General features: G+C 41.8%; 17 protein-coding genes. 7 read left to right on the forward strand and 10 right to left on the reverse strand.

The window, feature by feature from the left end:
- Positions 1-158: 158 nt before the first annotated feature.
- From ACZ5A8_RS05675 to ACZ5A8_RS05705, 7 genes are all read left to right on the forward strand, one after another.
- On the forward strand, positions 159-1,565 hold the full coding sequence (locus tag ACZ5A8_RS05675; RefSeq protein ID WP_464532725.1) for an MATE family efflux transporter: 1,407 nt from the start codon (positions 159-161) through the stop codon (positions 1,563-1,565).
- A 132-nt stretch (positions 1,566-1,697) separates the two neighbouring features.
- Positions 1,698-2,612: an ABC transporter ATP-binding protein gene (locus ACZ5A8_RS05680; protein ID WP_464532726.1), complete on the forward strand. Its 915-nt coding sequence runs from the start codon at positions 1,698-1,700 to the stop codon at positions 2,610-2,612.
- A gap of 1 nt (position 2,613) precedes the next feature.
- Complete coding sequence (locus ACZ5A8_RS05685) at positions 2,614-3,987, forward strand: COG1361 S-layer family protein (protein ID WP_464532727.1); 1,374 nt, start codon at positions 2,614-2,616, stop codon at positions 3,985-3,987.
- Between the two features lie 39 nt (positions 3,988-4,026).
- Entirely contained in the window at positions 4,027-5,256 is a 1,230-nt protein-coding gene (locus tag ACZ5A8_RS05690; RefSeq protein ID WP_464532729.1) for an ABC transporter permease, read from the forward strand.
- 331 nt (positions 5,257-5,587) lie between these two features.
- Positions 5,588-6,055 carry a MarR family winged helix-turn-helix transcriptional regulator gene (locus tag ACZ5A8_RS05695; RefSeq protein WP_464532730.1) on the forward strand — a complete coding sequence of 156 codons (468 nt, stop codon included), beginning with the start codon at positions 5,588-5,590 and terminating at the stop codon, positions 6,053-6,055.
- A gap of 167 nt (positions 6,056-6,222) precedes the next feature.
- Positions 6,223-7,455, forward strand: a complete 1,233-nt coding sequence (gene hacA / locus ACZ5A8_RS05700) for a homoaconitase large subunit (protein ID WP_464534031.1) — start codon at positions 6,223-6,225, stop codon at positions 7,453-7,455.
- 190 nt (positions 7,456-7,645) lie between these two features.
- A complete protein-coding gene (locus tag ACZ5A8_RS05705; RefSeq protein ID WP_229390878.1) occupies positions 7,646-7,903 on the forward strand; it encodes a DUF8180 domain-containing protein in 258 nt (85 codons plus the stop codon).
- A 208-nt stretch (positions 7,904-8,111) separates the two neighbouring features.
- On the opposite strand, the gene ACZ5A8_RS05710 is transcribed toward ACZ5A8_RS05705, so the two are convergent.
- From ACZ5A8_RS05710 to ACZ5A8_RS05755, 10 genes are all read right to left on the reverse strand, one after another.
- Positions 8,112-9,056: a hypothetical protein gene (locus ACZ5A8_RS05710; RefSeq protein ID WP_464532731.1), complete on the reverse strand. Its 945-nt coding sequence runs from the start codon at positions 9,054-9,056 to the stop codon at positions 8,112-8,114.
- Positions 9,057-9,140: 84 nt separating this feature from the next.
- Positions 9,141-10,703, reverse strand: a complete 1,563-nt coding sequence (flaJ, locus tag ACZ5A8_RS05715) for an archaellar assembly protein FlaJ (RefSeq protein ID WP_464532732.1) — start codon at positions 10,701-10,703, stop codon at positions 9,141-9,143.
- Positions 10,700-12,559 (reverse strand): type II/IV secretion system ATPase subunit, encoded by a 1,860-nt coding sequence (locus tag ACZ5A8_RS05720; protein ID WP_464532734.1) that lies wholly within the window; start codon positions 12,557-12,559, stop codon positions 10,700-10,702. The genes flaJ and ACZ5A8_RS05720 overlap by 4 nt, the downstream gene beginning before the upstream one ends.
- Positions 12,560-12,620: 61 nt before the next feature.
- The gene (locus tag ACZ5A8_RS05725) at positions 12,621-13,409 is read right to left on the reverse strand and encodes a DUF7125 family protein (RefSeq protein ID WP_229390874.1); all 789 of its coding nucleotides are present in this window, start codon (positions 13,407-13,409) and stop codon (positions 12,621-12,623) included.
- An 88-nt stretch (positions 13,410-13,497) separates the two neighbouring features.
- Positions 13,498-14,040 carry a flagellin gene (locus ACZ5A8_RS05730; RefSeq protein WP_229390873.1) on the reverse strand — a complete coding sequence of 181 codons (543 nt, stop codon included), beginning with the start codon at positions 14,038-14,040 and terminating at the stop codon, positions 13,498-13,500.
- Positions 14,040-14,534: a flagellin gene (locus ACZ5A8_RS05735; RefSeq protein WP_229390872.1), complete on the reverse strand. Its 495-nt coding sequence runs from the start codon at positions 14,532-14,534 to the stop codon at positions 14,040-14,042. Before ACZ5A8_RS05735 ends, ACZ5A8_RS05730 begins: the two co-directional genes overlap by 1 nt.
- A 516-nt stretch (positions 14,535-15,050) precedes the next feature.
- Positions 15,051-15,758 carry a hypothetical protein gene (locus tag ACZ5A8_RS05740; RefSeq protein WP_464532735.1) on the reverse strand — a complete coding sequence of 236 codons (708 nt, stop codon included), beginning with the start codon at positions 15,756-15,758 and terminating at the stop codon, positions 15,051-15,053.
- An 83-nt stretch (positions 15,759-15,841) separates the two neighbouring features.
- Complete coding sequence (locus ACZ5A8_RS05745; RefSeq protein WP_464532736.1) at positions 15,842-16,432, reverse strand: archaellin/type IV pilin N-terminal domain-containing protein; 591 nt, start codon at positions 16,430-16,432, stop codon at positions 15,842-15,844.
- A 502-nt stretch (positions 16,433-16,934) separates the two neighbouring features.
- Positions 16,935-17,786, reverse strand: a complete 852-nt coding sequence (locus ACZ5A8_RS05750; protein WP_464532738.1) for a 2-oxoacid:ferredoxin oxidoreductase subunit beta — start codon at positions 17,784-17,786, stop codon at positions 16,935-16,937.
- Entirely contained in the window at positions 17,773-19,497 is a 1,725-nt protein-coding gene (locus tag ACZ5A8_RS05755) for a 2-oxoacid:acceptor oxidoreductase subunit alpha (RefSeq protein ID WP_464534032.1), read from the reverse strand. Before ACZ5A8_RS05755 ends, ACZ5A8_RS05750 begins: the two co-directional genes overlap by 14 nt.
- Positions 19,498-20,090: the final 593 nt, after the last annotated feature.

Raw genomic sequence — 20,090 nt, forward strand, 5'->3', positions numbered from 1 at the left:
GAATTCTTTTACAGATATTCTTTTTTCGAACTTTACTCTGGAAGAAAAAGAAATATTCAAGTTATTTAGCCATAGGCTTCAATCAAACTTTTTGATCCTGGATTCGAGCCTCCATCTGACAGGTCGGATGAGATAAAGTAAAATCCAGAGGCGAAAGAATGGAAGAAAAAAGTGAATTTCTCGGTACAGAGAAGATCAGGAAACTCCTGTTTAAACTTTCAATGCCTGTCATCATCGGACTGCTGGTACAGGCCCTCTATAATGTTGTGGACACCTTTTTCGTGGGACTGGCCTATGGAGAAGAAAGTGTCCAGGCTATAGGCGGCCTCTCAATAGCTTTTCCAGTCCAGATGATAATAATGGCTTTTGGGGTCGTTCTCGGAACAGGGGGCTCTTCAATAATCTCACGTGCCCTTGGAGCAAAAGAAAAGGAAAAGGCCGAAAGGGCTCTTGGAAACGTTTTTTCCCTGAGCCTGATTTTCAGCATACTTATAGCCGTTCCCTGTCTTCTTTATCTTGACCCGATTTTGAAGATTTTCGGAGCAACTGCTGGAGTCCTGCCATATGCCAGAGATTATCTTAAATATATTATTTTAGGCGGGATTTTCTTTGTCTTTGGAGTGGCTGCTCAGAATATCGTCAGATCCGAAGGAAATTCCCGCCTTGCAATGAATGTTATGCTTATAGGAGGCGGCCTCAATATTTTCCTTGATCCGCTTTTCATGTTTGGTTTCGAGCTGGGTGTTGAAGGTGCTGCAATTGCAACCGTATTGTCCCAGGCCATAGCTTCAGTTTGTCTCCTGATATACTATATTAAAGGAAAAGGGGCAGTTCACTTCAGGCCAGAAAACTTGAAACTGAATCCTGGAATCATTAAGGAAATCGGGGCTATTGGTACCGGGTCTTTTATCATGGAATGCTCAAGCAGCGTCATGATGATTTTCGTGTATAATGCACTTGCAACTTATGGAGGAGATGTCGCAATTGCCGTTTTCGGCATAACAATGAAGATTAATTCCTTTATCTTCCTGCCCCTTCTGGGTCTGGGTTTTGGCCTGCAACCAATTGTCGGGTTTAACTATGGAGCAAAGAGATACGGTAGGATAGTCGAAGCTGTAAAATTGTCTCTTGTGGCTGCAACGACTTTTGGGGTTCTTGGTCTGATTATCGTTTACCTCTTCGCAGAAAAGCTACTCATTATTTTCAGTGCAGATCCGGAATATCTGGAACTTGGAAAAATTGCTGTAAGGATTATGGTTCTTGGAACGCCTCTGATAGGTTTGAATGTAGTCGCATCAATCCTGTTCCAGGCACTGGGTAAAGCCAGACCTGCTTTTCTTCTTTCCATTAGCCGGCAGCTTCTTTTCCTTATTCCTGCTGTTGTCATCCTTTCTGGTTTATACGGACTTGACGGAGTCTGGGCAGCTTTTCCGGTTTCGGACTTACTTGCATTTACACTTTCCGGATTTATGCTTCTCAGGATATACAGGATCTTCAAAGAAAATAAAGTTTATTCAAAAGTAGGTGCAGGAGAAGAAATCGCAGACACAATATCTCATATCTGACATCTCATAAAAGCTTTAGATCATGATAAAAAACGATAGGATGAGGCATGGAAAATATGAGCCTGGAGAAATTGAACTCAATTTTCTCAAAAAAGATTCGGCTTATCGACGACTAACTTTTAGAGGTTATGTATGACACTAACTAAAATAATAAATTCTTTCAAAACGGTATTGAATCCCTCTAAAATTATGAGCTCGCTTGAAGAGGTAGCGAGTTTCTCTGAAGAATCGGAGAATGATTCAGAGGGGGGTTTAAAGACCAACCCCTACAGTAACTCGGGGAGTGACACTGCTAAAAGTTCTACTGCAGTAAGAACCTCTCAAAACAAAGATGAACTACTTATTAAATTAACCAATGTCTGGAAAATTTACCAGATGGGAGAGGTTGAATTTGCAGCTCTCAAAGGAATAGATCTGGAGATCTATGAAGGGGAGTTCCTAGTTGTTCTGGGTCCCAGTGGAAGCGGTAAAAGTACGCTTATGAATTTGCTGGGCTGCCTGGATATACCCTCGGAAGGCACTGTTTACCTGAACTCAGAAGATATCTCAGAACTTGCTGAATCCGAGCTTGCCCGCATCCGGGGACAGATGATCGGTTTTATTTTCCAGAGTTTCAACCTCATACCCACATTGAGCACGGAAGAAAATGTACTACTGCCTCTGGAATTCCAGGAAGTGGATGTACAGTTAGCCCGGAAAAAGGCTACATACCTGCTTGACATAGTCGGGCTTTCTGACAAAAGAAAAAACCTTCCTTCTCAACTGTCAGGCGGCCAGAGGCAAAGGGTTGCCATAGCACGCTCCCTGGCTGTGAACCCGCCTATCATTCTGGCAGATGAGCCTACAGGAAACCTTGACAGCAAGACTGGGGATTACATCCTGGAATTTCTGGACGGGCTCCACGAAAGAGAAGGAAAAACGATCATTATCGTCACGCATGACCTTGAACTGGTAAAATACGCAACAAGAGTTGTGTACATCAGGGACGGGGAGATCGAAAAAATCGAAAAAATCGAAAAACGAACGAAAAATGAATTGAGGAATTAAAATGCGTAAATTTTCTTTGCTAATAATTTTACTAATATTCTCAGTATTCGTGTGCCTTGGAGCTGGAACAGCATTGGGCGCATCTAATGGAAACATAAACTCTTCATCCGTGCAGGTAAACCTGACTAACCAGAACCCGGACTCTGCTCGCCCTGGAGAACCTGTTGAGCTTACTGTCAGTGTGCAGAATGTGGGAACTAAAGATGTAAAAGATATTACCGTCACCGTCAAACCGGAATACCCTTTCACTGCGATTTCCGGACAATCTCTTGAAAAATCAATTTCCTACCTGAATGCGCGGCAGGATACTAACGAGGGAGGTGTCGTTAAATTCAAGCTCATGACAGATTCTAACGCATCTGCAGGTACCTATGATATAGATATCGTTACTACCTATAAAAGCGGATCCGGATCTTCGTCAACCACATACACTACTACAAAAACAGTTCATCTTGATGTGAGAGGTAAAGAATACGCTCAGATTGTAACCATAGATAAGGCGAATATTGACATTGCAAAGGAAGAGACTCTTGAGTTCATCATAACAAATACCGGAACTTCATCTCTGAAGAACATGGTTGTTTCCTGGAAAGACCCAAAAGGCGTGATTCTTCCCATATACTCAGATAATACCAAGTACATCAAGTACCTGGATGCAGGAGAATCAGTAAACATTACTTACGATGTAATGGCAGATGTAAACGCAGACCCTGGACTTTATACTCTGGACATAACTCTCAATATGGAAAATTATGACTCAAATCAACAAACTATCAACACTACAGCAGGAGTTTTCGTAGGAGGAGAAACTGACTTTGATGTATCTTTCTCTGAAAGTGATGAAGGAGAGATTTCACTTTCAGTTGCAAATGTAGGGAACAATATCGCATACTCGGTGAAAGTATCGGTCCCGAAACAGGACAATTACCAGGTATCGGGAAGTTCATCAACGATTGTAGGAAATCTGGAGAAAGGCGACTATACAATAGCTTCCTTTGACGTTAGCAGTAAACAGAGTTCAGGAGGAGCTACAGGTAGTCAGGGAGCATCGGGTAAAGCACAGGCTGCTGAAGGAGGAAATTTAACTGCTGCTTCCGTGGAAAATAATCCACTGAAAGTCCAGATTGAATATACGGATGCAAAAGGACAAAGAATAACTGTTGATAAGGAAGTTGAACTCGAGATTACTGGTGGTGTGCCTCAACAGAAAGATGGGGTGGTCAGTTCATACCTGCTTTACATTGCAGTAATAGTACTTGCAGGTGGAGCATTTGTGAACCGGAAAAAAATAAAGGAAAAGGTACAGGCAAGGAAAGAAAAAAAATCAGGAGACAAAACGCCTCAAGAAGAGAAATCTGACTTCAAGTCTCCCTGAGATTGAAAAATCAACATCCATAAAAAGGAAGGATGTAAGATGAGAAATTCAACTTACCTTAAAATGGGCATGAATATGCTTGTACACAGCAAGCTCCGAAGCTGGCTGACCATTATAGGAATAGTTATAGGGATTGGGTCTGTTGTCGGCATCGTCTCTCTAGGAGATGCCATGCAGGCAAATGTGGAGAGCAAATTAGCCGAGATGGACCTGACAAAAATAACCATAACCCCGGGATATACAAAAGCGTCATCCAATATGCCTGGACCCCCCGGAATGGGGGGATCATCAACAGATTCTGAATTAACAGATGATGATCTTGAAGCGCTCCAGGGTATGGATGGTATACTGTACATGGCTGGAGAAATTTCGGGTGATGAAAAGGTGAAATACGCAGGAGAAACTTCAACCCTTTCAATCACGGGTGTGGATCCGCAGGTCTGGCAGTACATGACCACTCTGGAAACACAATCCGGAAGGCTGCTTGAGCCAGCTGATAAATATGTTGCAGTCATTGGAAGTGACATCGCCACTGAAATTTATGACCAAAAAATTGGGATCAATCAGGTAATATCAATAAATAACAAATCAGTCCGAGTTGTCGGAATTCTGGAAGAAAAAGGAGAGGGAGATGACTCAAAGATCTACATGCCAATCGATGGAGCGGTAGAGTTGATTGAAGACGCGGAAGAAGATGTCTACGATACAATTACGGTAAAAGCCGAGAGTGAAGAACAGGTGGACACTCTGATGGAAGATATCGAGGAGAAGCTTATGATCTCAAGGCACATTATTCAGGAAGATGACCAAGACTTCTCCGTGACAGCCTCTAAGTCAATGGCTGAGTCCGTCACCGAAATGACCAGCACTATGACTCTTTTCCTCGGAGCCATTGCAGCCGTTTCCCTGCTGGTAGGATCAGTGGGTATTGCCAATACCATGTTTACCTCTGTGCTTGAAAAGACAAAGGAGATAGGGACCATGAAAGCAATTGGGGCTAAAAATCGGGATATCCTTATGATTTTCCTTTTTAACTCCGGAATGGTGGGTCTTGTTGGAGGCATCCTTGGAGTTATGCTGGGATGGATTGTTTCATCTGGCCTTCAGACGATGATGGGAAGTGAAATGACAGGTTCAGGAGGAGGAGTAAGCATTTCCCTGATGGTTGAAGGACTTCTCCTGGCAATTCTTATAGGTGTGATCTCAGGAGTTATGCCTGCGTACAGAGCCTCGAAACTAAAGCCAGTTGATGCATTGAGATATGAATAAACAGAAAAAAGAAAGGGATGATCCCTTTCTTAGTTTCTTACTTTTTTGAATAAATAGTTCTGTTCCATGCATATTGATTAGAAGAAGGATTAACAATCTGAGGATTATATTTAACGTGTAGATTATCTAAATTTCTAATCTCATAAAACACTGATACCAAAATTGTTTTTAATAATTCTTCAAAAAATTATCTCTGAATGGATATATGTTGGGTTAAAAATAAAGCCCGCGTAAACTATGAAGAAGATAATTTTTATCAAAAGTGTGTTTCTAATCTTTAATCTTTCATTTCAAAATAAGTTTTATAGATTAGTAAAAAGGGGTAAAAATTATGGAATACCAGATAATGTTACTGGGCCCGATTGCCCACATCTACCGGAGCCAGGTTGCCTATATGGCAAAGGAACTCGAAGATTACCATGTAGGAAGCGGACAGTTTGAGTTTTTATTGTTCCTTTACCATGAAGATGGGGTTTCTCAGGAAAAACTTGCAAAGGCTCTGAAAGTTAGCAAATCGACAAGTACCAGAGCGATCCAGAACCTTGAAAAAGAAGGTTATGTATACAGGCAAAGAGATGAAAACGATCTTCGTGCTTACAGGGTTTACCTCACTGAAAAAGGAACGGGAATGAGAGATATAATTTTAAAAAAATTGACTTCTTTTGTCAATACTCTCCTTGCGGATTTTACACTTGAGGAAAAGAAAATTCTCTGGCTACTTCTGAATAAAGCTTCGATTAAACTTTTTGAGCCTGGGTTTGAGCCTCCATCTGATATGCTACCTCCCAATTTTGGGTGATGTGAAATAAAAACTAGAGATAAAAATATCTTGGGATTGTTAATTAATAGCATTAGGCATAAAATATATTTCATTATAGTGAGTTCTGGAACCTGAACTCTTTACCATATTTATTGATATTACAAATTATCCTTTGATCATCGAAAGGAGGTTTACTTTTGGGAACAATCAGCGAAAAAATCTTTTCCCGCGCAGCAGGAAAAGAGGCAAATGCTAATGATTTTGTGCTGGCAGATGTGGACTATGCAATGGCACACGACGGCACATCAGTACTTGCAGTAAATGCTTTTAAGGAAATGGAGCTGGAAAAGGTCTGGGACCCTTCAAAGATCGTGATTCCTTTTGACCACATAGCCCCTGCGAACACCGAGACTTCAGCTACCCTGCAGAAGGAGATCAGGGAATGGGTACAGGAGCAGGGGATACCTAACTTCTATGAAGTCGGAGAGGGGATCTGCCACCAGGTGCTTCCGGAAAACGGCTTTGCATTGCCCGGAAAGCTGGTTGTCGGGGCTGACTCTCATTCCTGTACTTACGGGGCTTTCGGCGCTTTTGCAACAGGAGTTGGAGCAACCGATATGGCTGAAATCTTTGCCACGGGAAAACTCTGGTTTAAAGTGCCTGAAAGCTTCAGGATGACGGTTGAAGGCAACCTTGAGAAAGGCGTTTATGCAAAGGACCTTACCCTTTACCTGATAGGAAAGACCGGAATTGCCGGTGCGACTTATAAAGCAGTTGAGTTTTACGGGCAGGCTATCAGCGAGCTTTCAGTCGCAGGCAGGATGACACTCTGCAATATGGCGATCGAGATGGGAGCAAAGACCGGGATTGTCCCTCCTGACGAAAAGACCTTTGATTTCCTGAAAAACAGAGCGGCTGCTCCTTACGAACCCGTCTATGCCGATCCCGATGCTGCTTATCTGCAAGAGTTCACATACGATGCCGGAGATATCGAACCTCAGGTTGCATGCCCGCATCAGGTGGATAATGTAAAGCCTGTAACTGAAGTGGAAGGCACTCAAATAGACCAGGTCTTTATAGGAACGTGCACCAACGGAAGGCTTGAGGACCTCGAGGTAGCAGCAGCAGTCCTTAAAGGAAAAAAGGTTGCGGTCAGGACAATCGTGATCCCTGCATCCCGCTCGACTCTTCTTTCAGCAATCGAGAACGGGACAATGGAAACACTTCTGAAAGCCGGTGTGACGCTTGCGACCCCTGGCTGCGGGCCATGTCTTGGAGCTCATCAGGGCGTGCTCGGAGAAGGAGAGGTCTGCGTTTCGACAGCAAACAGAAACTTTAGAGGCAGAATGGGAAAAGACGGCTTTATTTATCTTGCATCCCCTGCAACCGCAGCAGCCTCTGCACTGACTGGCGAAATCACTGATCCGAGGGCAATCTGAATTCCGAAGGCCGTTTGAACAGGCAGTCCGTACGGCTGCCCTCTATAAAAAGAAGTAAAACCTGACAGAAATTAAAAAGATCCGGAAAATTTATTCTTTTCTTCTTTTTTTATTTTCTTTTTATTTTCCTTTTTCTGTACTTAACAGTATGAAAATCCATCTTAAATCCAGCGGGAATTTATACGATGAATTGCATATATCTGAACAGGAGGGAATAACTATAACTGAAGAACTTAATCACGATAACCTTTCCCATTTGATTGAGCACTGGATCGAGCATAACGAGAGCCACATACAGAGTTTTAGAGAATGGGCTCTGAAAGCCAAAAAAGACGGTTTTCTCGAAGCTTCCGAAGATATTTCTGAGGCTGCCAATAAAATCGAGGAAGCAAATAAACGCCTTAACAAGGCAAAAGAAGGACTTTTCCATCTTCATAGCCATAAATAACTGTAATGGCTAAATGCCGTAACAAATTCTTCATATTTATGTGCCGGGCCTTTTCCCGTCACCTTTTCTCTTTACTTCTGATTTTGTCTTTTTCCGTTAGCTTCTGTTTCTCACAGACTTTGATTTCTTCGTCAGCTCTAATTTCTTCGTCAGCTTTAATTTCTTCATCACCTTTAATTTCTTCATCACCTTTAGTTTTTCATCATCTTTAACCTGTATGTTTTGCTCGAGTCAGGAGAGCTCGCACATTTTTTAAATCAGTAATTAATTCTCCAACTTCCTGTTCTTCCAGATATTTCATAAAACCCTGCTCTTCTTCAGGGTTTAGATCCTCACTATTCAGTAGATCTTCAATCAGGTTACCTCCAAAAAGACTCGTAGCAGGGTTCTTTTTGCTTTCAGGCTTGTTCTTCTCAATAGAACTTTCGCTGGAATTCCCACTGGAAACTTTACTTTCGTTTACTTTCCCCGATGAGAAAGGATGTACGGTTTTTATTTTTTCTTCTTTCTTCGAAAAAACCTTATCCCCATCATTTTTTCCTGTTTTGCTTTTCAGGTCTGCTTCTTCCGCATCATTTACAATAATAGCCTGGCCAGTGGAAGGTATTACATCTTCAGAGATTTTTCCTTCAGATATTGTATCCTCAGGTATTTTATCTTCAGACGTTTTATCTTCAGGTATTTTATCCTCAGGTGTTTTATCTTCAGATATTTTGTCTATTCCTTTAACCTTTATCTCCATTCCACCTACTTTTACCTCTGACAATCCGGTATCTTCAGCATCCAAAGAATCATTTTTGGCTTCAAGAGACCCTGATATTTTTACATGTACTTTTCTGGAAAGCGGAGGAAAAATTTCTTCCCGCCAGGGGAGTTCCGATACTTCTTCGCGTTTTTCTTTTACTGCTTTCTGGATCAAATCAATACGGGTTTCAATCTCTTTTTTTTCTTTTATTAGCTCTCTTATTTTTCTCTTAACCTGCTCTCTACTTTTTGTCAAATCCTCTCTGTCTTCAATGTTTCTTCCGATGTTTACTTCAGCTATTTTTGGTTTGAGCATTAAATCCTTTAAGCTATTCACTTTCAGACTCTTTAACCCGTTATCCCTCAGTTCTCTTAATCCTCTAACCTTTATATTCTTCAGGCTGTTCATCCCATTATCTCCCATAAAGTCTGATTTACTCCTGTTTCAAAACTTTCTTCTAAGACCGTTCTTATGCCTCAATGAGAATATTTTTCATATCTGGAATGTGAATACCCTTGATACGACCGGCGGGACAAGGATCATACAGAGCCCTGAAATTCCGGACATTAGGCCCCCATAGAAAAAGAGTTTGTAATTCCCTCCACCTTCCACAATCTTTACTACGAGAGTGTTTGAAATCGTAAGGATAATTATCACGAAAAAAGTGAATTTATATAGCATGGGTATGCTTTCGGCTACACTAAACATGCTCATCCCTATTCCAGACATCCCACTCATTCCCCCTTCCACGGACGTGTAAGATTCACTCATCCTGGACACGAGTCCGCTGAATTTGGAAATAATCTCTGTTACAAAAATCAGAAGCCCAACCATTACAGTATGTAGGGTTATGGCAAGTCCCCTAAAACCGGAACTGACCAGCTGTCGTTTCATCCTCAGGAGGACAATTGTCAGGCTTGAGGCTGAAACTATGTTCCCTATCTCAGCCGGGTCACCTCCCAGTTCGACTGCATCGGTAAAGATCCTTGAACACCTGTTGATCAGTTCGGAGCCTGTTTCCCCTATGAATTTCTCCCAGCAAAGGCTGGATTTAAACCCCATAGAAAGGCCTGTGTGTAGCTCTTCGACTCCTGGCTTGAGACAACCTATGTTTTCCCGATCAAGTTTTTCCATTGCACTCCTTAAAGTGATCCCCGTTGCTCCGGCAAGGGCCCCTAACGTCTTTACAAAAGCAGGAAAACTGCTGTCCCTTTCATCGATTTTCCGATCATCAACCATAGCAAGGGCTCCTATCGGAAGAGTAAAAAAGGTCACTCCAATCAGGATAAATTCCGGTCTTATCCCAAGCAAAATCAGAGCAGTAAGAGAAACTGCACCCGGAGGTAGTAAAATTCGGCTCAGAAACCTGACCTGCTCCTGTTCTTTTGATTTACGACTGAGGGTATGTACTTTTTTTTCGGCAGGAGCTGATCTGTATATAATGTAAACGGCAAGTCCGCATATGAAAAGAGTTAACAATACAACCAGGGATGCAAGGGTTTCTATATTTGCTGTATTATAAATCATGACCGAAACAAGGACTGTGGTAACAACGAGAGTTACGGATACCATCAGGGCAGTATAACCCTCGGTCCATTTTTTCAGAGATTCAATACTTCGTTCGTACTCGTTAGAGTAGATCTCTTCCCTTGTGATTTTTTCCTGTTTTAGGAAATTTTTCTCAGGCTCCCCCGAAGAAAGGATATTTGCCATCGTGCCAAATAGTTTTGAAAGATAGGCGTCCTTTAATTTCTGGGAAATATACTTACAGGCCTTTGCGTATTCATATCCCCACTTTGAGGCGAGAATATGTACTTGCCTGAAATACTTTGAAGCCTCATATTCTTTCTGGCGCCCGGCATAATCGAATATTTTGTCCCTTTCAATATCCGCAGTTGAGATAGCTGCCATATATGTTAACAGGAAGAGCATATCATCATTGACTCTTTCAGCAATTTTTGTGCTCTTCTGTTTTCGAGCAAGGTTAATGTATTCTTCAACTTCCGATTTTGCAGCATTTATTTTTAAGCCCGGAGCCATCTGCACACACTTCATGATGTTAACCCCGCCTCCTCTAGCTGGATCAGCGTGTTAAATAGCTCATAAAAATTGGTGATATTTGCCTGGTGAATTTTTCTCAGGATTTTTGCCCTTCTGTCAAGTTCAGAATATATCTTTCGTACCTGGTTTTCAGAAATTCCGAGGCGTGGGGCAATTTTATGTTCCAGAAGGTAGGAGTTGTTTTTTCCTGTGAACTTGAATGTGTCTGTGCCTGGGTCCCATTTGAAGATATCCATAAAATTGAAAGCCTGATTTACAGAATCATAGCCCATGATCTCGTTTATGCTCATGACTCTTCGTCCAAGCCCTTTTCCCGGAATGTTTACAGTACTCAGAACAAGAACAACATTCAGGTTATCCACATAACTTTTGGGGACGTTTATAGGGTCACCCGTCAGCCTCTGGATAAGTTTCTCAACTGAGGCGGCATGGAAGGTGGACATTACAGGGTGTCCTGTTTGCATTGCCTGAAAAGCAATATTTCCTTCAACCCCACGGATCTCTCCTATTATAATTTCATTTGGGCGCTGGCGCAGGGATGCTTTTAACAGGTCAAACATAGAGACATCAGATCCGCTGTCATCTCTTGTAGTCCTTGTAACCTCTCGGGTCCAATTCTTATGGGGAACCTGCAGTTCCGGGGTGTCTTCAATAGAGACTATTTTGGAGTCAGGTGGAAGAAAGGTAGTTACTGCATTCATCATCGTGGTCTTTCCTGAGGCTGTTTCCCCTGAAATGAAGCAATTCATTCCTGCCCTGAGCATCATCCACATGTATGCAGCCATTGTGTAGTCGATTGTTCCGAACTCAATAAGTTCGAAGATTGAAATCGGGGTTTTCATAAATTTCCTGATGGTAAAATTGCTCCCCCGCCTTGACACATCTTCCCCGAAAACAATATTAATCCTTGATCCGTCCGGAAGAGCAGTATCGACTATAGGGTCCCTGTAGGTTATTGGTTTTCCTACTTTTTCGGACATCTGTATGACAAAAGAATTGAGTTCTTCAATTTCCTCAAATGAGATTGTTGTTTTAAGGGATGAGAATACCTTATGCTCAACAAAGATCCTGCCAAGTCCACTGCAGCTTATATCTTCTATATTTGGGTCAAGAAGTAAAGGTTCGAGCACTCCCATCCCCACCTTGTCCCTGATCATCAGGTATTTGATTGCATTGAATTCTTCAGGCGTTACAGAAATTTTCTGCAGTTTTCTCATCCGGAATGCTTTGCCAGCTTCCTTCAGGTTTTCAAAAATGCCGGGTTTTTCGTTGTTATTTTCGTTTCTCAGGGAGTCTTCTACCTTGTATCTCAGGGAGCTTTCTCCCTTATATGTATCTTTCTTCTTTCCCCTGCGTTTTCCTCCCAATGCCATTGTATTTTCCTTTAAATTTTCTTCTACTTCACAGATTTTTTCCAGGGCTTTTTCCAGGAGCTTTTTCTTTTCTTCAGGATCTTTTGTAGTAATGTCCTGATCATGTATTACATCGATGAGTAACTTTTCCACTGTCTCTACTGTACTATCCAGATTCTGGAAAAGGCAGGGCTCTATGGGGATATAATAATTTCTTATATCTTCCTTATCCGGATATATATGAACTGCAAGCCCTTTTCCGGAAGGATAGATCAGGTTAGGGGTTTTGATGTTTTTCATGGATCTCGAAATCCTTGGATAGAATTCCGGAAATCCTATTTCTTCTGTAGGGAGCCTGCAGATATAATCAAGGATATGAAGGTTTTCTTCCCTGCCAATAAATTCCTGCATTTCTAAAGAGAGGCTTGAGAACATCTCTTTTCTGGAGCGTCCCCCTTTCTCCGGTGCAGGCAAAGGTTCAAAAGGCAGAGCTTCCATCTCAACTCCTCATTCGGGTTTTTTCTCCGATTGCCGTCTTTCCGGACGCTCTTTCATCTTTTCAGGCTTTAACCTTTGAAAAAGGAATTATTTTCAGCCCGAATTCACTGTCCACATTAAAACTCAACAGATTTCCTGTAGTCTTTCTTGCACCCCTTAGTTTCTGGATTTCCATAGTTTTTACCCACTGGTCCCCTACCTGCTCTATTCTGAGCTCAAAAAAGGCACTGCAAATGGACCTTAGCCTGTAAAGCGTTACCTGAGAAAATGCGTACCCATGCACACTGATGAGAATAGTCTTTCCCCTGTCGCATAGCTTTACGCATTCAGTAAAGAAGTTTAACACCGCATTCTCTGAAGCGTTCACTGCAAAGATCGTCAGAGAATCTATAAGGATCAGTTCTTCTTCACACCTTTTTATGCATTCCAGAAGCATCTGCAGCAGGCTCTCGCTCAATTTAGGATTTTTCTCAATATAGTTTGCATTAATTTCGAATATCTTTGATCTCCCTATTATGAAGTAATCCGAAATCCCAAGCTTCAAGCTCCCCATCTGGTTTAGAAGTTCTTTTGAGGTCTTTTCCGTTGTTAGAGCAAGGACCTTTTTATCCTGGTTCAGAGCTCCCCACATTATTTGCTGCAAAAAAATGGACTTCCCACTATTGTTTCCTCCTTCGAGAAGGCAAAGTGAACCTACAGGGACGCCTCCTTCCAGTTTCCGGTCTATTTCCAGGTTTCCGGAAGATATGAACTTCAATAATGTTCTCTCTTCCTCTTGCAGGTCACTGAATATTTCTTCATAGACCAATTCTCTTTCAAACAGTATTCCCTCACTCTTATTTCCTTCCATTCTCTCTACCCTTCTCTGGAGCCCAGAATCCCTTAATTTTCCTGTCAGCTGGTTTAATTTTCCTGTCAGCTGGTTTTACGGAATAACTCTAAATTCCTAAGTCATCCTCTGAAAGATTATCACTGAAATACTGTGAAGTCTTCACTCCATTGGGGGCAGCTACCAGAAGCCAGTTTATGCTGGAGTTTCCCGGTGGATCTGAGGCATCCAGCCGGACCTGCAATTCCATTTTCTCTCCCGGGTCAAAGACTCCAGGGTTCATCAGGTCAGGAGCAATATCTAATTTTGTCCACCTGTTCTTAGAAAGGACTTCGCCTTCCTGGTAGGGAATCCAGACTGTCTTCACAGTGCCTGATTCATTTTGATAGGCGATGATTACGTCCATGTAAGTGAAATCCCCAATTTTTATCGAGCCTGTGTTCTGCAGGAATACCAGAATATCTTCCCTGTCTGTAGAGACGCCTGTAACCTTTATTTCTGTTTTTAATATTTCATTCCTGTTTTCCTGCATCTCAACGACTGAATTAGAGAGACCGTCTGCCATGTAGAACCCTCCTTTCGAGCAGACATAAGATGCCAGGAGAATAGTTGCAATCGAGACCATTGCTGCAATTATTGACCCGAAACCCATTATGACACCGTAAAATAGGCCTCTTCAGAAACCCCATTGTATGTACTGAACTTGATGAAATATTTCTCTCCGCTAATAGGTAAATCTACAGGTTTAATTTTTATGCGCAGAGTCTCTCCTTTATCCCAGTTATTGTCTTCATTTTGTTCAATCAGGTAGTTCCAACCCGGAACCAGAATTCCGTTTTCATCATAAGGGATGCGTTCAAAGTTCCCCGCCTCTCCGAAAAAGAGGTCAGACTCGGGAATTATGCCTGAAGATATTTCCTTGCATCCCACATTCTTTACCCATACGTGGATTTCAGTACCTTCAGCACCTGTTGCTTCATGCAGAATTTCTATATCTGTCATGATCTGGTCTCCCATAGAGTCCGTACGGCTCATTATGGGGTCTCCGGCAGAGATTACCGAGGGGTACACAGTTGAAACAAAAGCAAATGCACAGATAACGGATGCTATTGTCAGAATTGCAGAGCTTATCGATTCCCCACTCAATTTTTGACCCCCGCCTTACTTTCCTTTCTTTTCAGATCGGATATTCTCAGATCGAATAAATTGATGTTGATCCTGATTAAACTGGTTAACCGGATTGGCTAACTAAACTGGTTATAGACCGGTTAATATCTGACGACATTAATTCATGTCAAATGATACTAGTCTCAGATGAGACTGTTAAATGAAGGTTTTATTAATTCGGTAAGGTGAACCGATTAATGCAAGTCGATTAATTAATGTAAGTCGATTAATTAATGTAAGTCGATTAATTAATGTAAGTCGATTAATTAATGTAAGTCGATTAATTAATGTAAGTCGATTAATTAATGTAAGTCGATTAATTAATGTAAGATGATATTGATTAATCGTAAATCGGAATGTAAGCCGATATTAATCGATTGATGATTGGTTAATTGACTTCATACGAAACAGATTGAAGTTAGTTCAGACTGGACGAATCAGACCTTGGCCGAAGCAGTTAATTTCATTACCTTAGTTTTTCCTCAGCTTTCAAACTCAGTTGAAGACAATCCCTGTTTTCTTCTCTTTTTCTTTCTCTTTCCAGCTCGGGGAGGTTTCATAAAGCGGCTGAATACTCTTTTTAATGTCTTCCGGATTCAGGATTGCACTCAACTGCGAAAGCACCATGATGTTGTCCTTCATGCTAACCCTCTCTTCTACCGCGGGCTCTTCTATTGAAAGGTTTGCAATGTTCTTAATAATCTCTTTTGTGTGTTCAGGGAGCTGTCCAATGAGAGTATAAAGGTTCAGTAGTTCTTCGAGGTTGCTGTGTCCCACTGTTCTGACAGCGTAATCCACCCACCGCATAAGCTCGACAAGCATGAATGTGTCAATTCTTCGGGAACTCTCAGGTTCAGGTCTGTGTATTTCCTGTTTATGAACATTCTGCACAGAATATTCCTGGCCAGCCCCGGCTAATTTCAGGGATTTTTCATTATTTTTTGTAGTTTGATTTCTAGACTCCGAAATTCTTGGAGTGGGCTTGAGTCCGTTTTCTCCATTATCAGCCACAACTAGCTGTTTATTTGCAGATTCCTCTTTCTCCGGTACCCAAATCTTCACTGCTTCAACGCTCGGGATGCCGCAGAAAGGATTTTCATTTTTGTTCACCAGATCTCTTATATCCACAAGTAATTCTTTAATCTCCCCTTTAATGATTTTAAGTTCGGTTTCTATTTTATTTACTCTTTTATCCAGTTCCATACTGACCACCTGAAAACGAAAATGAAATTTTTCCCGTTTTCATAACAGTAAAAGAGGGGTAAGCATCCCTGATGCCCTGCGGATTACTTCAGGTTCATAACGTTATCAATCTGCGGGGGTGTGACTCTGGAGATAGGTACGATTGCACCAACTTTTGGTTTTACTTCAAGCCTGAACTCTCTGTTAACCACATCAGTCATGTTACCTCTCTGCAGCATTGCATCTTCGGGAACTTGAATGGTAATTTGCACTTTTTCGTGCTGCTCCAATATGTTATCTCCGTCGTTATTTCCTATGAACTCTTGAGCCCAGGTTGTATTTGCTTCATAAGCAGCGCTATCGGAGTAGGATACAACCATCATTCCTTCACTACTGTCAACCCCTATATCCATCGGGGACTGACCTGCGGTTAGTTGAAGAGTCAGTATTATCTCGTTCACTTTATTTTCGCTACTTTTTGCAATCACGTCGCCTGCAAGCCCAACGGAAGAAGTTGTCTGTTTTACACCCTCATCAATTGTTGACTTGGCGGTATCAGAGGTCGTAAACCCGGCCCCGAGAATTACATAAGAGAAAACGGCTGCCACCACCACAAAAGCAGTCAGCACGATTGCGGATTCAAGTCCCGTAAAGGCTTTTTCGTCTTTTCTAAAGATGCTAAAAATACCTTTCATTCTGTTTTCACTCCATTATTCAGATTTGAATGAAAGTATATAGAAAAGTCAAAAGGCTCCATTCCCCAGCGCCCTACATTCTAACTTTTTTGATTCAAATTTGCAATAGGAGATATCTACTCAGGAGCTGACATTCATGGTTCCAAGTTAATTGACCCCTATATACATACTCTCAATTTTACAACAGATACTATTATCTTCTAATTTATTAACTTTTGCCAAAAAATTATAAAGTTTTTATATTAGTGTTTATTTAATATTTTGAGGTTATTTAGAAAAGCAAAGATCTTCGGGTAGAGTGTTTTGAGGGGAAAATTAAAATTTTGGACCGAGTGAAGGTAATAAATATCTAAATAATATAGGGCTTACGCACTTGAAGCACAAAATAAAGCACATATGGCGTTGTTACTGGCGTAGTGTTTTAGGCAGTTGAAGATTTAATGCTATCGATTTCTTAGTTCAACCGCGTAAGTCCATAATAAATAGGAAGAAAGTGAAGTTTTCAATAAAACTTCTCAATTTCGTGCTTTACATCCTCAAATGAGAACTTTTTCCTCACAAGCGGTGTTTCGTGGATTGTCGGCACCATTTCTTCCAGGGTTTCCTTATCTTTTTTGTAAAATATGCCGTTAGGGATTTTATCTTCCCATTCCAGAGCCTTTTCGAATGCTTTTATCTGGTTATAAGGGTCATAGTCATCGTCAAGTTTGTAAACTCTTTCCCGGTACCACTTAAAGGTATTTATTTTATTAAAAGTGACGCAGGGCTGAAGAATATCAAGCAGAGAAAAGCCTCTGTGTGTTATGGCAGCTTTCATCAGTTCCTTCAGGTGTTCCTGGTCTCCTGCAAAGCCCCTGGCTACGAAACTGCATTCCTGAGAGATTGCGAGAGAAAGTGGATTAAACGGATGTGCAAGATACCCGAAAGGTTGAGCCGGTGTATGCGTACCTTTGGCTGATGTGGGAGAAGCCTGCCCTTTGGTCAGTCCGTAGATCTGGTTATTATGCACGAAAAGGCTGATATTAGGGTTCCTGCGGATCGCATGAAGAAAGTGGTTCCCACCTTCGGCATAACAGTCTCCATCCCCGGCAACTGCGATTACGTGCAGGGAGTGATTGGCAAGCTTTGCAGCAGTGGCAACAGGTAGTGTCCTTCCGTGAAGCCCGTTGAAGGTGTGGCACTTAATGTAATGGGGCAGTTTTCCTGCCTGTCCTATTCCCGAAACAAGCAGGACTTCCCAGGGCTCGATGCCAAGTTCAACAAGCGCCTGTTTGATGGTTGACAGGATCTGGAAGTTTCCACATCCGGGACACCAGGCAGGGACCTGGCCTTCATAATCTTCAGAGGTAGGCATCTACTTCCTCCTTCAGGTTTTCAATGGTAAACGGTCTTCCATCGTACTTTAAGATCTGGTGGGTAAATTCAAACCCTGTTTCTGCTCTTATGAATTTTGCAAATTGCCCGCTGGCATTGTTTTCTATAGAAATAACAAGGCCTGCATTTTTGAGAAATTCTATATAATCGAAACTATCCTGTTCGGGAAGAGGATAGATCTGGCTGAAATGCATCATCGCGATCTTTCTATCCTTAGAATAAATATCTACTATTTCTTTTATCACGCCATAGGTCGAGCCATGTCCTATAAGAACTATCTCCGGAGATGGATTCCCGTATAGCAACGGAGCTTCGATTTCTTTCTTTATCAGAGGCAGTTTTTTCAGCAGTCTTTTCTGGACCATTTTTATGCGAGTTTCAGAGTCTTCTATTATATGCCCTTCTTCATCGTGCTCATCGCTATCTGCCACAACCAGATGCTTCCCTGCTTCTCCGGGAACCGCAAGAGGGGAAACCCCCGTGTCCGAATATTTGTAGCGTTTGTACTCTTCTACCCCTTCAAGGTCTTTTTCTCTCACTCGATAATCATTATACACAAGGCGCTCGAAGTCGAAATTTTCAAAAGTCCATTCGGACTCTCCTAAATACTGGTCAGATTGGATAAAAACAGGTATCTGGTACTTCTCTGATAGCTCGAAGGCCTTATTGGTAAGATAAAAAGCCTGCTCCGGGGTTCCTGGCTCAAATATTACCCTTGGGAACTCTCCATGTCCTGCATACAGGACAAAAAGCAGGTCTCCCTGTTCGGTACGTGTGGGCAAACCCGTAGCAGGCCCTGGGCGCTGCATTTCTGCTACCACTAGAGGAGTTTCGGTAATCCCTGCAAGGGAAAGGCCTTCTACCATAAGGGCAAACCCTCCTCCCGAACTGCCGGTCATAGCTCTTACGCCTGCAAAAGAGGCTCCTATTGTCATATTAATTGCTGATATCTCATCTTCAGCCTGCTCAATTACCAGCCCGTATTCTTCTGCTCTGGAAGCCAGATAATTTAAAATCCCTGTTGAAGGGGACATAGGGTATGCTGAATAAAACTTGCAGCCTGACACAAGGGCTCCCATCCCTATTGCCTGGACTCCGTCTATGAGCAGGAGCTTTTTTCCATCCGGCTCCGGGATTCCGAAAGCTTCGCAGCGGGGACAATTAGAATGGGCATAGTTATACCCTGCCTCTGCGCAGGCTATATTTTTTTCAATTATTTCTTCCCCTTTTCCCCGGAAAGTTATCTTTAAAATATCATTCAGGACATCAAGCCCCAGGTCAAGCAGCCCGAGCACTGACCCTGTTGCTACGGTATTTGCCATCACACTATTTTTTCCTACATCAAGCGCGATTTTTCTGAAAGGGATATCTATAAACTGAGCCCCTTCAAATTTCTTTTTCATGCTCTCAGAGTCGTAGAGAATAAACCCCTCTTCTTTAACACTGTTTTTGTGAATTTCGATCGTATTCAGATCAAGAGCGAGAAGAATGTCAACAATTTCCTTTGAAGCCGATACTGTACGGTCAGAAAAACGGACCTGATAGAAATTGTGTCCGCCGCGTATCCTGGACATGTAGTCCTGGTGCGTGAATACATAGTATCCTTTTCTGGAAAAGATTTTTGCAAGAGCTCCTCCTATTGTTTGCAGCCCTTGCCCGGCTTCCCCTCCTACCCGAAGTGTATAGTCCAGAAACTAAACCCCCAATTTTCTTTTACTTTTTTACCTGTCCAGGTAAATTTGTTGTTTGAGACTCTAATGTTCCTTATTGATATATATTAAATCTTTAATCTAAACAATTCAGCTCTTTATTTTGATTATTCTAAGGGTCAACTGAAAAATGTTTTTGATACTTGAATAAGAATAAAGCCTGTGTATTTTAATAACTTACAAGAAAAAGAAAATTTTAATAAGCTTATTTTATTCGGCTTTACTTATTTTACCGGCTATTTCTTACCTTTTCTCCTCTCAGTCCCCTAAGGGTGTATTATAATTAAACCTTATATACTCTTGCCTCCGTGCCTGATGTGTAAAACCGAAAAAACCATACTAACAAAGAGTGATATATTACTGATAAAAAACTGCTGATAAAAAAACTGCTGATAAAAAAACTGCTGATAAAAAGGCGATATTCAAATACCTGCAAGAAGTTCACATATTGACAGGAATAGTCCATACAGAGAACCTAACTAAGATTCCTGTCCTTTTTAACTGCAATCAAAATATTCTGTTGACTCGACCTTTAAAGAGGGACGTACGGATAAGGCTGTTTACAAGGAGAATTC

This window comes from Methanosarcina subterranea, assembly GCF_055385895.1.

Coding starts and splice junctions, on each gene's coding strand:
- ACZ5A8_RS05725 (WP_229390874.1), bottom strand. CDS start 13,409: ATGGAAGGAAATAAGAGTGAGGGAATACTGTTTGAAAGAGAATTGGTC.
- ACZ5A8_RS05730 (WP_229390873.1), bottom strand. CDS start 14,040: ATGGGTTTCGGGTCAATAATTGCAGCAATGGTCTCGATTGCAACTATT.
- ACZ5A8_RS05690 (WP_464532729.1), top strand. CDS start 4,027: ATGAGAAATTCAACTTACCTTAAAATGGGCATGAATATGCTTGTACAC.
- ACZ5A8_RS05710 (WP_464532731.1), bottom strand. CDS start 9,056: ATGAACAGCCTGAAGAATATAAAGGTTAGAGGATTAAGAGAACTGAGG.
- ACZ5A8_RS05740 (WP_464532735.1), bottom strand. CDS start 15,758: ATGGAACTGGATAAAAGAGTAAATAAAATAGAAACCGAACTTAAAATC.
- ACZ5A8_RS05675 (WP_464532725.1), top strand. CDS start 159: ATGGAAGAAAAAAGTGAATTTCTCGGTACAGAGAAGATCAGGAAACTC.
- ACZ5A8_RS05695 (WP_464532730.1), top strand. CDS start 5,588: ATGGAATACCAGATAATGTTACTGGGCCCGATTGCCCACATCTACCGG.
- ACZ5A8_RS05750 (WP_464532738.1), bottom strand. CDS start 17,786: ATGCCTACCTCTGAAGATTATGAAGGCCAGGTCCCTGCCTGGTGTCCC.
- ACZ5A8_RS05720 (WP_464532734.1), bottom strand. CDS start 12,559: ATGGAAGCTCTGCCTTTTGAACCTTTGCCTGCACCGGAGAAAGGGGGA.
- flaJ (WP_464532732.1), bottom strand. CDS start 10,703: ATGAAGTGTGTGCAGATGGCTCCGGGCTTAAAAATAAATGCTGCAAAA.
- ACZ5A8_RS05685 (WP_464532727.1), top strand. CDS start 2,614: ATGCGTAAATTTTCTTTGCTAATAATTTTACTAATATTCTCAGTATTC.
- ACZ5A8_RS05745 (WP_464532736.1), bottom strand. CDS start 16,432: ATGAAAGGTATTTTTAGCATCTTTAGAAAAGACGAAAAAGCCTTTACG.
- ACZ5A8_RS05680 (WP_464532726.1), top strand. CDS start 1,698: ATGACACTAACTAAAATAATAAATTCTTTCAAAACGGTATTGAATCCC.